The 14817-nt window shown below is 40.4% G+C and carries 17 protein-coding genes; 13 read left to right on the top strand and 4 right to left on the bottom strand.

Annotation, left to right across the window (positions count from 1 at the left end):
* Positions 1–766: 766 nt before the first annotated feature.
* The 10 genes from KB892_RS27630 (at position 767) to KB892_RS27585 (ending at position 10264) form a co-directional block, all read left to right on the top strand.
* Positions 767–1135 (top strand): hypothetical protein, encoded by a 369-nt coding sequence (locus KB892_RS27630; protein ID WP_004026504.1) that lies wholly within the window; start codon positions 767–769, stop codon positions 1133–1135.
* A gap of 101 nt (positions 1136–1236) precedes the next feature.
* On the top strand, positions 1237–1539 hold the full coding sequence (locus KB892_RS27625) for a type IV conjugative transfer system protein TraL (RefSeq protein ID WP_024198097.1): 303 nt from the start codon (positions 1237–1239) through the stop codon (positions 1537–1539).
* A gap of 18 nt (positions 1540–1557) precedes the next feature.
* Entirely contained in the window at positions 1558–2418 is an 861-nt protein-coding gene (locus KB892_RS27620) for a TraE/TraK family type IV conjugative transfer system protein (protein ID WP_004196647.1), read from the top strand.
* 1 nt (position 2419) lies between these two features.
* Positions 2420–3589: a TraK domain-containing protein gene (locus KB892_RS27615; RefSeq protein ID WP_004026506.1), complete on the top strand. Its 1170-nt coding sequence runs from the start codon at positions 2420–2422 to the stop codon at positions 3587–3589.
* Positions 3586–4104, top strand: a complete 519-nt coding sequence (locus tag KB892_RS27610; RefSeq protein WP_014386508.1) for a hypothetical protein — start codon at positions 3586–3588, stop codon at positions 4102–4104. Before KB892_RS27615 ends, KB892_RS27610 begins: the two co-directional genes overlap by 4 nt.
* Positions 4064–5434, top strand: a complete 1371-nt coding sequence (locus KB892_RS27605; protein ID WP_032437928.1) for a TraB/TrbI/VirB10 family type IV secretion system protein — start codon at positions 4064–4066, stop codon at positions 5432–5434. Before KB892_RS27610 ends, KB892_RS27605 begins: the two co-directional genes overlap by 41 nt.
* Positions 5435–5436: 2 nt before the next feature.
* A complete protein-coding gene (locus KB892_RS27600) occupies positions 5437–5901 on the top strand; it encodes a hypothetical protein (RefSeq protein WP_004181799.1) in 465 nt (154 codons plus the stop codon).
* A 2-nt stretch (positions 5902–5903) separates the two neighbouring features.
* Complete coding sequence (locus KB892_RS27595; protein WP_025368610.1) at positions 5904–6755, top strand: thioredoxin domain-containing protein; 852 nt, start codon at positions 5904–5906, stop codon at positions 6753–6755.
* Positions 6756–6764: 9 nt separating this feature from the next.
* Positions 6765–7502, top strand: a complete 738-nt coding sequence (traV, locus tag KB892_RS27590) for a type IV conjugative transfer system lipoprotein TraV (protein ID WP_004181797.1) — start codon at positions 6765–6767, stop codon at positions 7500–7502.
* Positions 7503–7546: 44 nt separating this feature from the next.
* A complete protein-coding gene (locus tag KB892_RS27585) occupies positions 7547–10264 on the top strand; it encodes a TraC family protein (RefSeq protein ID WP_004196678.1) in 2718 nt (905 codons plus the stop codon).
* A 26-nt stretch (positions 10265–10290) separates the two neighbouring features.
* Here the strand turns inward: KB892_RS27585 and KB892_RS27580 are convergent, their stop codons facing one another.
* The 4 genes from KB892_RS27580 to KB892_RS27565 are packed head-to-tail and all read right to left on the bottom strand — an operon-like array spanning position 10291 to position 12675.
* The gene (locus tag KB892_RS27580) at positions 10291–10707 is read right to left on the bottom strand and encodes a hypothetical protein (RefSeq protein ID WP_014386510.1); all 417 of its coding nucleotides are present in this window, start codon (positions 10705–10707) and stop codon (positions 10291–10293) included.
* Complete coding sequence (locus KB892_RS27575; RefSeq protein WP_004196661.1) at positions 10679–11179, bottom strand: hypothetical protein; 501 nt, start codon at positions 11177–11179, stop codon at positions 10679–10681. Before KB892_RS27575 ends, KB892_RS27580 begins: the two co-directional genes overlap by 29 nt.
* Entirely contained in the window at positions 11166–11882 is a 717-nt protein-coding gene (locus KB892_RS27570; RefSeq protein ID WP_101992390.1) for a hypothetical protein, read from the bottom strand. Before KB892_RS27570 ends, KB892_RS27575 begins: the two co-directional genes overlap by 14 nt.
* Complete coding sequence (locus KB892_RS27565) at positions 11872–12675, bottom strand: metallophosphoesterase (RefSeq protein ID WP_014386512.1); 804 nt, start codon at positions 12673–12675, stop codon at positions 11872–11874. Before KB892_RS27565 ends, KB892_RS27570 begins: the two co-directional genes overlap by 11 nt.
* 683 nt (positions 12676–13358) lie before the next feature.
* Here KB892_RS27565 and KB892_RS27560 point away from each other — a divergent pair.
* From KB892_RS27560 to KB892_RS27550, 3 genes are read left to right on the top strand one after another with little or no spacing between them, the layout of a single operon-like run.
* Positions 13359–13817: a hypothetical protein gene (locus tag KB892_RS27560; protein ID WP_004196672.1), complete on the top strand. Its 459-nt coding sequence runs from the start codon at positions 13359–13361 to the stop codon at positions 13815–13817.
* Positions 13792–14196: a hypothetical protein gene (locus tag KB892_RS27555; protein WP_032437918.1), complete on the top strand. Its 405-nt coding sequence runs from the start codon at positions 13792–13794 to the stop codon at positions 14194–14196. The genes KB892_RS27560 and KB892_RS27555 overlap by 26 nt, the downstream gene beginning before the upstream one ends.
* Positions 14184–14720, top strand: a complete 537-nt coding sequence (locus KB892_RS27550) for a hypothetical protein (RefSeq protein ID WP_004181791.1) — start codon at positions 14184–14186, stop codon at positions 14718–14720. Before KB892_RS27555 ends, KB892_RS27550 begins: the two co-directional genes overlap by 13 nt.
* The last annotated feature ends 97 nt before the right edge of the window (positions 14721–14817 follow it).

The following is a 14817-nucleotide window of genomic DNA, read 5'->3' as shown; positions in this document are numbered from 1 at the left end:
AAATGGCCCATGGGAAGAGGGTAAAAGCATAAGTTTTATCTTCTATAGCTGATTATGTTCCAAAGTGCTATGTGTAACCGTAGTCATTTAGATAATTATTCCAAAAATAACATTAAACTATTAAAGATCAATATGTTATGTGGGTTACAAATTATTCAAAATTTCTCCATTTTCTCTACATTCTAGGACCATTTTTGGAGGATCTGTGCGCCTCTTTTGATGACCCACTAATTATGGTTGTTAAGCTGGAAGGGGAAAATTAACACCTGAACTGTATCACAGCCAAAAAGTGACTTTTCTCAACTCCCTGGTTGTCCTTGCTCAAGAAGTGAACATTAAGATGGTGACCAATAGTCACTTTTTTAAAGGACATCGAAATTTATCAGGTCCAAAAGTTACTTTTATGATCGCAAAAACAGTGTTTGCATGGACAAAAAAGTGACTTTTTCGAAGAAACCAAGAATGTACAGGAGGATAAAAAGGATTACGGGAGAAAAGAGGTTGTCAAAATCTACTTTAAAATCAATATGTTTTCTTTGGCAAAGTGAAATGAATGAAACAGGGCGAATTTTGTAACTAATTGATAATGACATGTCGATAAGAAAAAAACTCATTGAAAAGTAACTTTTATAACTTCAGCGTTTTCTCTTTTTTGTTTAAAAAATTTGTTCCTTAGTTTGAAAATCAAAAATTAACCCAGGGTATTCTCCAATTGCTGGTTAGTCACCAGAACACATATACAATATTCGCATTCAGGAGTTTCACAATGATCCAGAAATCAATGGCTATGAGCGGCACTACTGCTAACTACACTCTGGCTGAAAGCCTGCGTAATATGCTTAGCAATAAAATGTTCCAGGTATTTATTGCGCTGTTGTGCGCTGCGTTGTTCTCATCTATTGCTTTGGCGGGCGGGGATGACGGAGCCTTGGGTGAAATTTGGACCCAACTTTCAGAAGCTTTAAGTGGCGCGCCCGGGAAGGCCCTGGCCGCATGTATGCTGATCTCTGCATTCTACTTCTCCATCGGCCGTCCGAACCCGGGTTTGGCACTCGTTTCATTCCTAATGATGATGATTTTGGCTAACGGCGAAAAAATCATCACCGGATTCCTTGATGCGGGTGTTGTGCTTTAAAAAAAATTTTTGCTAAACGAGCAAAACAACAATTTGGGGACGAAAGTCCCCTTTTTATTACCTGTACAATAGACAGCATGATGACTACTGGTGGTAACTGAATGGAAAATAACTACACATACCGCTTTCCGTACCGGATTAATTTACCTTTGCTGATTCTCTTTTTTGATGCAAAGCAGATTGGTGTTGTTATGGGACTCCTGGCATTCGGGAACATTTTTGAATGCATGACGATAGCCACAGTAACCGCAGTTGTTTACTGGGTCTCATACAACAAAGCTAAGGAAAGCTCTGTACGGGGGAGATTGAAACATAAACTTTGGTGGAATGGTTTTCTTCCTGGAAGAACTGTTTACCAGAGTCGATATTTCTCTGATCCCTTTATGAGAGTGCTGTACAGCTAAATTAACCCCGGAGAAGTTATGAACGAGAAAAAGTCACTTTTAGAAAACGTCATGAACTTCTTCAGGTTTGTACCGAAGAAGAAGACAGTTGATAAATCAAAGGATGATGAGGCTGACGACGTCCAGTATGAAAAAACTGAAAGTTACAGCAATGATAAAATTCAGCGTCATAAGTCCATCCTGAATTTGTCAAAAGAACTCGAGCCTCCTAAAAAAGGGAAGAAAACGGGTGCTGAACTTACCTACAGTCAGTTAATTCAGCGTGACAAAAAATTAATCTTAAACAATGGATTATTGACGGTGATTGCTGGCCTTTTGGTAATTAAAGTGGTCTTTTTTTCCACAACTGAGGTCATTGCCATCCCTCCGGATATGACTGAGGAAGTTTCCGTTGCCGGAAGTAAGGCAAGTGAGTCATATAAGACGCAATGGGGGCTATTTATAGCAACCACATTGGGGAACATTAACCCTAAAAATGTTACTTTCGTTACCAGTTATATTCTTAAGATGTTTCCGGCATCTAAACAGAGCGAGTTAGAAGCAGAACTCAAAAAAGCCTCGGATTTAATGCTTGCAAGAAAGGTTGATCAAACATTTGTTGCAGAGGACGTCAACTTTTTACCCAGTGATAATGTTCTTTATGTATGGGGTACTCGCAAAACTAAATTCCTAAACGTCTCTGATAAGGAACAAACTGAGCGTTGGACTTACGAGATGGTTTTGAGTGTGAAAAGTGGGCGACCTCGAATACTGTATCTGAACCAGTATTCAGGGACCCCTAATATCAAAAAAGTCACAGTTAACGGGAAGGTATTGGAAAAAGAGTTCACTGAAAATACCGATATGAACAAGCAACTGAACGAAGCAGAAGCTCAATAATATGAAAAGAAAACTCTTAGGTATACTAATCACATTAAACGTGCTGGCTCCATTTGTTCATGCAGATGAACCGTTCAGTATTCCGGCGTCGGCAGTGAATACACAAGCTTTCGATGAACCACCAGATTCCGCCGAAGCTATGAATATTGTAACTAATGCAGTTAAACAAGTTCCGGGGACAGTGGCTGTTAATCAACCACCAATTGACAGCAATCAGCCGCCTGTTAATTCGAACCGCCCGACAACTGCACTACCTGCTGCCCCCGGACTTTCACCAGCGAGTGCTTCTTCACCAGCGGTTCGGTCAATGACCGATTCCCTGTTGAACAATACCCCTTCTGAGGGGCCTGGGCAGAAAGCGGTAAACGAAGCAAAAAAACGGTATCAGCCAATGCAAAACGTCACGGTGCCGCCGGGTGGAAACATTGTTCTCCCTGTTTCATTAGGTTTACAAAACCGTATCCAGACGACTTTTAAGAACGTAAGCGTTTCTACAACTGCACCGTCAGAAGATACAACCATCTATGTAGAAGGTGGCAGTGTCTTTATAACAACTGTAAAAGATGCGCCTATAGGTATCATGTTGTCCGAAGAAGGGGTTCCTGAATCAACATATAACCTGACATTGATCCCCATCGATGTACCGGGAGCTATGATTCGTGTTCAAACACAGTTAACGCGAAACATGGCCATTGAACGTGATCGCCATATCGCTGAAAACACAAATAAAGAACTTCTTGAAAAAGCGCAATCGGGTGAGCTTGACGAAAAAGCTATTGCTCAGGATGACCGCAAACAAAGGATAATAGATATTCTTTATCCCGTTGCTAACGGTGAGGTACCTACCGGTTTTGCACTCCAACTAGATAAACTTTCGGTTATACCTAATAACGAAAAATCCCCTTGCCGGTTTAATTTTTACGCAAAACTTGGGCAACGTCTTATTGGGGCTCGTGAACTGGTTGATGTCATTCTTGTGCAAAACACACTGACATATCCATCGGTTGTTGATGACCAAAAATGCATAACACCAGGTGTGATTGCTACCGCAATCTTTGATAAAGCATTCTTACAACCGGGTGAAAAAACTGAGCTGTATATCCTTCGTGACAAGCTTTATCAGGAACGGGAGTCACGTGTAACTAAACGACCAAGTCTGATTAATGAATGACAAAAAAAAGTAACTTTTCAATTTTCACTTGGGGCATTTTGTTCAGTGTCGGTCTAGGGATGGGGTTTTTTATAGGGAATTTAGCAAAGGAACGCACCGCGATAGTTCAAATTGTGCCATCGGAATATACAGTGCAAGAATCAGCGCCCCCTGGCTTTGATGATTTTAAGGTATATGACTCTGACAAATTGCTATCTGATAAGGATTTCACTCGAAAGGGTAGCTTTGATTCAAAACCGGATGAAAGTTTTGATGAAAAAAGCATCACCACACTTGATCAGAAAACCAATGAACAGGCAATAGAGTTGCCTCACATTGAACTGGATAGTGATAGTCAGTTCTATGAGCAACTCGAAAATAACGTTTTCAAAAATTTACGGGCTGAGCCTCCTTACTCTGTACCGCAGATAGATGAAAAGGTCAGGTCATTGAGGGTAAAGAGATATTTACCACCAAGTAATAAAGGTCAATATAATGAAAACTTTGAAGCTGAAGGAATTGTGGGAAGAAAATAAAGCAATTCGAATTGCTTTTTTGCTTGTCCTAGCATTAGCGGCTCTTGTGATGGTAACCATCACGCTTATGGGCGGAGATGATTCGAGCAAGAAAGCTAAAAAAATTAAGCCTGTGACTAACTTGCTTGACACTTCTTCCATCGTCAATATGGATGAAGAAGGTCAGAAAAGGTTTTTGCAAACAGTTCAGCAGGAAAACCGTAAAGATCAACAAAACATGTTGGATCAGGTAAAGCAAATGGAAAAATATAAGGCCGAAAATTCCAGTGAGCTGACTGAACTTAAAATCCAAATTAAGCAACTGAACCAACAGATCTCTGATATGCAGAATGGAAAGGGACCTGCGAGCAATCGTAGTCTTGATAACCGCGTAGGCCAGCCGGTCTATGAAAATCAGCAGCAAAATCCAGCCTATCAGCTAAACCGTAATGCAGAAGGGAATCGCAATCAGGAAATACCAGTTGCAGGAGGGATTGCGCCTCAACGCACTCAGTTGGTACGCACTATAACCAGCAACAGCATTACCACGGCCAATAACGGTGTTCTTGAAGTCACACCAATTGTTGAAAAGAACATTACTAACGCGAATCAAAAGCGGGTCGTTAAAGCTGGACCTGGAGCTGCTATCGCAGGAGATGGTACTAAGCCGGTTGATAGCAATGCTCGCCACTCAAAGCGTGCTGAAGACCAGTATTTGCCTGCTACGTCTCAACTGTATGCAGTTCTGGTGACAGGTGTTGAAGCGCCGACATCATTGTCGTCTCAAGAAGAACCTTTGGGAGTAACGTTCAGGGTTAAACGCGATGTGTTTTTACCCAATAACTACAGAATGGATCTACGTGACTGCAACCTCTTAGGTACTGCTCGTGGAGATATGGCTTCTGAACGAGTCTATATCCGCACAACTAGTCTGAGCTGTGTTAATTCTAAAGGCAAAAGCTTTGATATCAAATTGGAGGCATACGCTGTTAGTGAAATCGATGGTAAAGCCGGTATCAAAGGTACGCTTATCTCCAGAAACGGTAACGCCATTATGGGTAGTGCTTTTGCAGGTGGACTTAGTGCGCTGGCGCAGGGACTGAGCCCAAGCAAAGTTAGCCAGTTGAATATCGACCCTAACTCACAAGCACAATACCAGGGACCTAATATTGGTGCTCTTGGCGCTGTGGGTGCAAGCGGTATGGTCTCAGGAGGATTAAACAAGCTGACAGACTGGTATACCCACATGATTGATCAGCAGTGGCCAGTTGTAGAGCTTTCTCCGGGTATTAATGCGACTTTTGTCGTTCTTAGTGGTGCATCCATCCCAACCAATTTATCGGCGAAATAAACATGACTCAACCAGTTAAAGATGAAGACCAACATGACGCTGATTTTGAAAAAGTGTCAAGCGAACAGAAAAGCCTGACATTCTCACTGTCTTATTCTTTAGTCGAAAAGGCTGTTAAAATCATCATTGTCGTCGCTATCCTGGTATGTATTTCAGTGTATATTGGGAAGAGAATGAATGAAGGAGTAGGACTGTTTCATAAGAGCGTAAAAATTGCCGTTCTTAACCCTTCTGCTTTAAATGAACAGTATTTAAAAGCACACAATGGAAAAGGTGAAGGTTATCTCCCTTATATTCGCAAGTTGATGGCACTTTACCGGGCACGTGATTTCCTGGTGCTCGATATGAATTATGTCATTACACGACCATCAACAGTAAATGAAGTAGCTTACATAGATGAATCAGAAGTAGAAAGCGAACTGACTGAATATGGTATAGACCCTAAATATTTTGAGGGTAAACAGTGATTATGAGAAAGTTACTTATCAAGTTGCTCGTGTGTATAGCACTACTCAATTCAACTCATTCTGCTGCAGCTGATAAGTATGATGCAGAAGCTGCGGCGTTAACACGCGCTGCTGCTGAAAATGGTCTCGCTTTAAATCAGTCGTCAAGGGGATTAGTTAGCAAGCTTAGTCCTTACCAGCCAAAGGATGCTGTCTACTTACCGACGGGTGGGATTTTTTTATTTGAGGATCAGCGAAGTGGCCTCACCCTAGTTACCACAACGGGTCGCTACTCTTTTTCAGAAGGTAAAGTTTATGATGTTCTCAGGAAAAAACAAGTTCAATCGATATCAGATATCCGAGAAAGTTACTTTTTACCATTGAACGAAGCACCGTTCAAACCTGAGGATGCCTTTACTATCCAGTTCGGGAATCCGTCCCTCAAACGACAGGCAGTTATATTCATTTCTCTTGATTGTCAAGATTGTATTGACTTTCTGAAAAAGATGAATGAAGAAAGGGAACTTGTTCGCTTTGATATTGTTATTTTACCCAGCCCTGGCGAATCAGCTAAACGGGTAAAACAAATGTGGTGCTCTGTTAAAGCTGGTAAAATTACCAATTACGATATTCTTCAGTCGTTATTAGGAAAATCAAAAGATATAAACAACCGGCTTATTCCTCATGAAAATCTGAAAGATTGTTCAGTTGAACCTATTGTTACAGGTCTATACCTGGCATCCATTTATAACGTTCAAGGCATCCCATCTGTAGTTCGTGAAGATGGAGTGTTGGGCAATGGATTACCGACTGATTATAAAAACTGGTTAAAACTGAATTTACAACCTTTGCTTAAAAATCCCTTTAACAAATAAGGTATATAAATGAACAACATCACGAAATTTCTCATGTCTGTTGCTGCGGTGTCTTCTTTATCAGGGTGCATAGGTCAATCTGAGAGCAGCTGCCCAGGTATTGAAAAAGGTGTGCTGTGTATGGGGCCACGGGCAATTATGGAAGCAACTAACAATCATGACGATCTCAAATATTTAAAAAAGGAAGGTGATGAGGGAAAGCAGGATATTGCAGATAGCAAATATCCAACGTCGTTGACTCCGCCACCGGGCGTGCAGTACCCAAAGAAACCGGTAGTAAGTGCTGGCCCTAAACCCTTGTTCACCGGAACTTCTAAGCCGGTGAAGCCGCTGACAACAGCGAGTTATGTGTCGCAGCAGCGCGTACCAGCAGGAAAGGGACTGTATTCAGAATTTGATGGCAAGCCGGTAAACCCAACGCTGAGTTCATATCAAGAGCGTCAGTATCAGGTACAGGGTACGAGACAAGCTGTTATCGCTCCTGAGCCGCTGGCTGTGTTAAGACAAGGCAAAGTTATGCGTGTGCTTATCGCGCCTTACACAGACGATAACGACGCTTTGAACCTCCCTGGCTATGTATATGTCAATGTTAAGCCTCAAACGTGGGTGGCAGGTGATTCAGCATTAAAAAATCCGGCGCGAATTGTCCCACTGGAAATTCAGGAACGCGCTCGTGACAACATGCAGCAGCAGCAACGTAGTACTAAAGGCGTAACGGCGAATGGGGTTACCGGTAGTTCTTTCTAGCCACACGCATAAATATAGTGTTCCACGGAATGTAAGGTAACAGTATGAACAATTCACGTCTCGCAAAAGAACTTGAAAGATATAACTTAGGGCACTTCATTCCCGTGGTCGACAGAATGGTGGATGCCCCTTATTTTTTGCTGGAAGATAACGCGGTAGGTTTCTTTTTTGTCTGCAACCCTTCTCCTGGATTGTATGATAACCAACAAAACCTATTGACGGATCTGTTTAAAATGGATTTTCCTGCGGAGTCCATTATGCAAATGACACTGGCTGCTTTACCGGATGTCAACATATCATTGTCCCGTTGGTTACGTCGCAGAGGTAACAGGATGGGAGGTAGGGATAATGAAAAAGCGGATCTTCTTACCGTATACTCACTGGATTACCTGACAAAAAGTCAATATGAGCCTTTGAAAGAAGCTGATGGCATTAAGATCACGCAAGCTGATGATTTGAAGCTTAGGAATTTCGAGTTGTGGGTAACGGTTAGGATACCTATTAAAGGTTTTTCTCCTAATGAATCCGAATCCATGCGACTGGATGGCCTTTTTAAAGACCTTCTATCTAAACTAGAAGGTTTAACCTTGTCACCAATTGTTGGTAATGCTGACACATGGTTGTACAGTGTTGATAAAATATTAAACCCCGGAAAAGACTCCAGATGGAAATATGGTGGACTTGAAGCTAGTACATTAATGCCATTAAATAATCAGGTCAACATTCCAGGAAGGAAATATGAGGTGGGGGAGGATTATTTCGCGTCATTGTCTGCTGATGATGATGAGACAGCTCAACGATATTTTAAGCATTTGTCGATGACAAAATTCCCTGAATATGTCAACTTTGGTGCTGTTTACGAGTTGGTTGTTGACTGGATGACTGGAAGCAAAACCATTTTCTCTCCTTTTATTATCAACTTCTGTATACAATTCCCACATCAAAAGAAAATACAGAAAGAGTATCTTCGTTATAAAGCGATAACAGATAATCAGTCAAAAATACCTATTGTTTTAAAATATCTTCCTCGCCTTGCCGATATGGACAAGGATTACTCGGCATTGACTAGAGAGTTGGAGGATAAAGCTAAACTACTACAAACTTACATGACATTTATCGTCATGGATAATACACTGGAAAAAGTGAAAATAGCTGCAAAAAGTCTAATTAACTATTACAGCGAGAAAAAAATCGTTGTGGCTGATGATAGTTATATTTGTTTTTCTGGTGTCATGTCGGCTTTACCTTTATGTAATGATCCGGCGACTTTTAGAGATATGGATCGTGGTGATGTAATGACTAATACGGGTGCGGCTCACCTAGCTCCTATCTTTGGCCCGTGGAAAGGAAACTCCACAAATCCAGTCATTCCATTTGTAACCCGCGAGGGACAGTTGGTTATGATTGATATTTTCGAAACTTCAGCCAGTTACAACGTATGCGTTGGGGCTACCTCAGGGGCAGGTAAATCATTTGCAGCAAACAACATTATTCTCAACTATCTTTGTTCTGGCGAGCATATCAATCCGCTTTATCATTTTGATGATATTAGAGATCTGCTTACGGCAGATAAATACGATCCGCCTCTGGACCTGAATGGCAAATTTAATGCGTCACCAGATGGTGCTCAGGTGTTTGTTGTTGATATCGGACGTTCATATCAAGGGCTTGCTGAGCAATTTGAGGACTCTCAATTTATTGATTTTGGAGTTGACGCTACCTTTTCTCTTAACCCTTTCGCTTTCCTAGTGAGAAAATATACAGGAGATGAATCATTGGAGGGATTAACGGGAAATTCAGGTGAAGAAAGTAAAGAATCAGACATTATTGCTCAAACAATCATGGTTCTGAATCAACTAAAACTAATGGCTTCAAGTAATGGTAACATTAGTTCTTTACAGGAAGCAGTAATGCTTCGTCTTATTGCTGAGGAATCAAATAGCCCTGAAGATGGATATCTTCCTTCAGTTACTGGCTTCGCTAAAAAATGCATGAAGCATGAGAAACAAGAAATTAAAGATATAGGCATTCAACTTGGACCTTGGTGTGAAGGCGGCATTTACGGTAGGAGGTTTACAACATCATTGCCACCCATTAATTTTAATAGCCGCTTCATTGTACTTGAACTTGAAGAACTCAAACCTACACCACATCTTCAGTGGGTTGTGTTAATGTCGATAATCCAGGCAGCACAGCATGCTATGTTTATTAAAAAGGATGGTCGTCGTCGTTTGTTTATACTTGATGAGGCTTGGGAGTATATCGGCGAAAGTAATGGTGATGATGCTGCTGTTAACTTTTTTACTAAATTCCTTGAAGCAGCATGGCGTCGTTTCCGTAAAACAAACTGTGCAGGGATCTGTATTACACAGAGCTTCGAAGACTTCTACAAGTCGCCAATCGGTGTAGCGATAGCCAACAACTCACCATGGAAATTTATTATGAAGCAGAGCCCAGAGGCGATTGATTCAATGGAGAAAAATAAATATATTTCAGCATCAGCATCAGAATATGAACGGATGAAGATGATCAGGACTGTAAAGTATGTTTTTTCAGAGATTATGATTCGTTTTGAGAACGTGCAACAAATCGTCCGTCTTTATGTTGATCGTAAAATGGAACTTTGTTTTACTACAGACCCGTCTGACCGACGTAAAATATGGAACCTTGTTAATGACGGATATACGTATGCCGAAGCAATTGACAGGGTTTATGAAGAAGAGCTAGTACAGTTAGGCATGAAAACAAGGCAGGTTGCTTAAAGAGAAAAGGGGCATAAGCCCCTTTTTTATTGTAAAGTAACAGGTTGTGACATGACTGGACGCAAATCCACAACAACTTTATCCCGTACTTCATCAATATTTACACTTAAGGGATATTCACCAGGAAGAGCGCTAGTGACCACAACGGGTGGACTATTAGTAAAAGCTCTCTCTGCGGTTGGTGCTGGTTTGTATATCATGAGGGCAACATTTCGGTAGTCTTTGTAAAGGATACCAAATGTTTTTCCTTCCTGTGTATCTGGTATATCCACTTTAATTGGTGTCAAACCCATTCTTTCCTTTGTGATCACATTAATGACTACAGCTCCTTGGGGATTTGAGTCAATCGTATAGGTAAAGGCCCATGATGCACTTGTTGTCAGAACAATAGCGAATCCAGCTAAGCAAACTTTTTTAATTCCACGAGCTATAAATAACATCATTAAATTCCTCTTTTTCTTTAGCAGAAGTAAGCTTAAACTGCATCATCACTTCAATAGGGACAGTTGTATCCTTCTTATCCTTGGACAAACCATTGAATGTATTGTTAATGAAAATCAACTTTATATCATCTGTATAGCACAGACCTAATAATGCTACATTAGGAACCATATATGTACTGACTGCAGCGGGAGGAATGAGCAACTCCCCCTGAGACTCATATCCGCAACGATTCCCGTATAAGGAAAGTTTATCTACAGTCATAAACTCATTATAACCATTGTCAATTATTATATATACGTCGATACCTGCATTGACTACGCGAACAGAATATTCCCCTGTAACCTTCCCTGGCATTTCAACTGTTTTAACAGGGCTAAAGTTAATCGCGGGTAGCGTTTTATGCCATCCTGGGGGGTGCTGACAAGCTGTTAGTAAAATTATTACAAGGAACATCAGACTATTTTTCAACATGAGTTTCTCCGCTAATGTTCATTATTATTTTTTCATGTGGATAGGCAACAAGATTTTTAGTGTTATATTGTGATCCCGCAAGCATATTATTTCGGGTAATTATTAAAGCCTCCTTATCAAAGCTCACAGAAGTAAATTTGTCGACCTGTACTTCATAAAAACCTTTCTTCAGTTTATTTATATTACCAAAGCCTGATAGCTTAACAACCTTGTCATCATGTGACATTCTTTTTTGATTTGGTGAAACTTTATATTCAATTAGCTTTGTCTCTTTCGCAGCACTAATTGCTTTACCGGGTAAAACAGTAAGTACATTTGGTTTCTTTTTCCCTGTAATGTAGACTATTGGAATGAAATCGTAGAGTTTTTCAGCTTCTTTAATTTTTAGTATGACGTTACTCCCAGGTTCTACCCAAATCATGCCATCATCTTCTGAGAGAAGCGTACTGTGTCCATTTTTTATGATGACAGAGTATTTAATTTCCGGTAAGGAGAGGATTAATGGGAATGATCTTGTGTGATTGCTAATTCGAATAAATTTTGTGTTGTCAATTTTGTTTTTAAAATAACTTGTTTGGACAACAATGTTTTTCATTTTCTGGTCAACCATAACATCAGAACTTAGCTGGAGCTGAGAGCCTGCCATTACGTAGCTTGCGTTTGGTAACAATAAGATAACACAAGCTAAATTCTTAAAACTCATAGCAACTCCCATATTCACTTTCAGTGATGTCAAGAAATCTTATTTTGAAATCAAGTGGTGCATTTGAGAGTCCATCCCAGTTGTTAGGGAACAGACACAAGGTTGATTTAGCTAGTTCAGTTTGCCCTGAGAGAATTCGTTTTAATTGATCAGGTTGATGCACTCCTAATACTACAAGCGATATATCATCTATTGTCTTTCCTGATTCTAGAAAATACCTAGTTCTGGTTATATTACTCGCCATAATGCGTAAGTTTTGGTTATCCAACTTGTTCAAGGTTGCCATGAGAGTGTTCCAGTCACCACCATCGTGGGGGATATCTGACGAACCAATTATGTATGTTCCTAGTTTTGTTTTGAGATTTATTACCAGTGGGTAATCGATTTTATAAATATCACGTTCAAGCAAAATCTGGTCGTAAGAGTCATGCCAGCTTCCACCTAAACTTCTCCAGTGTTTACGAGTATGTGTATCCGGAAAGTACCTGAAGGTTTTAAGGTACTTTTGAGTAATAGCATCAGTCATAAGTAATTCATGAAAACCTACCACAGTGAAAAAATGAACTTTCCTGTCACCAAATTTTTTGTAAACCACTGCCTCAAGCAGCTGACAGGGGGAAGGGCCCCAGTCAAACAAATTACCAGTAGTTATAACAACCACTTCATCACCGGACTGGGTCAGTTTTGAAAGGCCCTTGAGTAACAGTTCAAAATGTCCATAAAGGTCACTGACGATAAGAATTCGTCCTGTAAAATCAGTAAGGTCAATACTTAGATTTGAAAGTATAGTCATTTATCACCTCTGTGTGATCATACATTTATGAGGGATGTGATGACGTCGCCAGAGAGGAAAAAAGCTATTTTTACAATATTTTTTTTCAGTACATTGTTAGATTTATGTAAAAGTGACTTTTTAATAGTTGATGAGAATCATTCCCATGTAGGCATGTAACACACGTGGTTTAAATGCAACCAAAGGTCTGACCTCCAGCGCGGGCTCACTCATTCTTTACAAGGTTAAAGAATTGCCTCAGTGCCACATTCGTAAGCGCAGATCCAGTGAAAAGGCATGTTATCAAACACTTGGCGTTTCGTTATAACTTATTGTTTTAAATGGTGATACTGCAATGTAAAAGCAAGGCATACTCTGATTGCTAAAGTTAAAGATCCTGTTACCAAATCACAATCCAGATTCTTATTCGAGCTAAATTGTGTGCATTCTGATAAAAGTAACTTTTGGCGCGTTGTAATGTGTTCCTTTCGATTGATGATCTAGTTCAACAAGTGAATAATACGAGCCCTTAGAATTATGAGCGGTGCAGATATCGGTAGCTTACATGTTAAGCTAAGATTAGATAAACCTACAGGTTCAGAGCGAAAGTTAACTTTTTCTCACTCTGGCTGAGGTAGGAATACTTTGTTTTTGGTATGATTTTTAGCGACACACTATCCATCAAAGCACATGAGTAACTACAGATGACAGATGGCATGATTTACCATGGGGTACGAAAGCAGGAACTTCTCAAGATTATTGAGCGCTCTGGCTTAAACTTCGAAGAAGCAACCAGTAATTTTGGGTTTGCTGACAACACCCGCAATCCACTTTCTTTGATCCTGGATGGGTATTTTATTCAGATAATTCCTATGGCCCGAGAGGAACACAATTGGGAAATAGCTCCAGTAGATACTGTTATCTTATCCATTATTATACCCCCTTCGCTTGATGAAGACCCAGATGAAAACACGATGACAATAATGTCGGATTGTGGAATAGCTGAGTTTGAACTTGAAGATGCAGGCATCAGAATTAACAGAATGATAACATTTGTAGGTGGTGCTACAGCAGAAAATTTCCTACATCAACTTAGAATTCTTTACATTACTGCATGCCAGACCCAAGGGGGATTTGATGACGATGAAGATAGTGAGTATTAAAAAAGTTAGTTTCTTCATAGTTCCACTTATTACCCTGCTAGGTATTTATTCTCTAACTATGAATAAACCAAGCCTGTCGAGCTTTAAGCAAAACTCGGTTCATGCCGCAAGTCTGGCGGGCGCTGAAACCAGTATGAATTTTAAGATCGTTGATGAAAAAACAATAATGATAAACAACATTCCTTCTATTGTTAAAAAGGAGTACATTAAAAGTCTTAGCTCTACAGAGGTTCCACCTGGTGCTCCATCGGGAGACTATCTAATGCTAGAGACCAGTGCTTATATTTTTGCGATGAAGCAATCTGGAGGGAATACCTACATTGGTCTGGTGAAGGATTTAATCAACGAAGGTGAAGGACATATTTGGTGGAAAATATAAATAATGATGTTCCACAGCATCAACCTTACCGAAATGAAAAGGTATTTAATTCCGGCAAGACTGCACTTGAGCTCAATTATTCTGAGACAAATGGCAGTGTGAATCTTATCCTTGCTGGGCCTTTAGCATCTAAGCCGGGCGCGTTTGACTGGACTGGGCAAAAGGCCTTTTCAACAAAGCTGAGTGATGATGAAGTGATCGCTTTGTGTATGGCGTTTCTTCGCCTTACTCGTGAGGCTGTTCTGAAAGATAAAAAAACAAAGCACCATAATAAGCAAGTCTACAAAAACGTAAAAGTTACTTTTGATGGTAAATCCACAGCAATGTTGGAGGGGGGCGTTGTAGCTATCAACAAAGACGAGCGAGACATTAACTTTATACATAAAATTAGTATTGATCCTGCCGCCTGCCTTCGCTTAGGTCTTTTCCTCTTATCCGTCATACTGGCCCGAAATCCAGGGGTTCCATCTGACGCGGTTCTAACGTGCATGCGTCTTAATGCAAATGCTCAACTACAAAAGTAACTTTTCTGTACAGCCATTCCCGTTTTACGGGAATTTCAATGAAGATACTTCCCTTAATGGGAAAAATACGCTCTGTTCATAGGATACATTAGATGTA

The sequence above is a fragment of the Klebsiella sp. P1927 genome, from assembly GCF_018204675.1.
Taxonomy (GTDB): Bacteria; Pseudomonadota; Gammaproteobacteria; order Enterobacterales; family Enterobacteriaceae; genus Klebsiella; species Klebsiella pneumoniae.
Note: the sequence above shows the minus strand (reverse complement) of the source record. Positions and strands in the feature narration are given on the sequence as shown.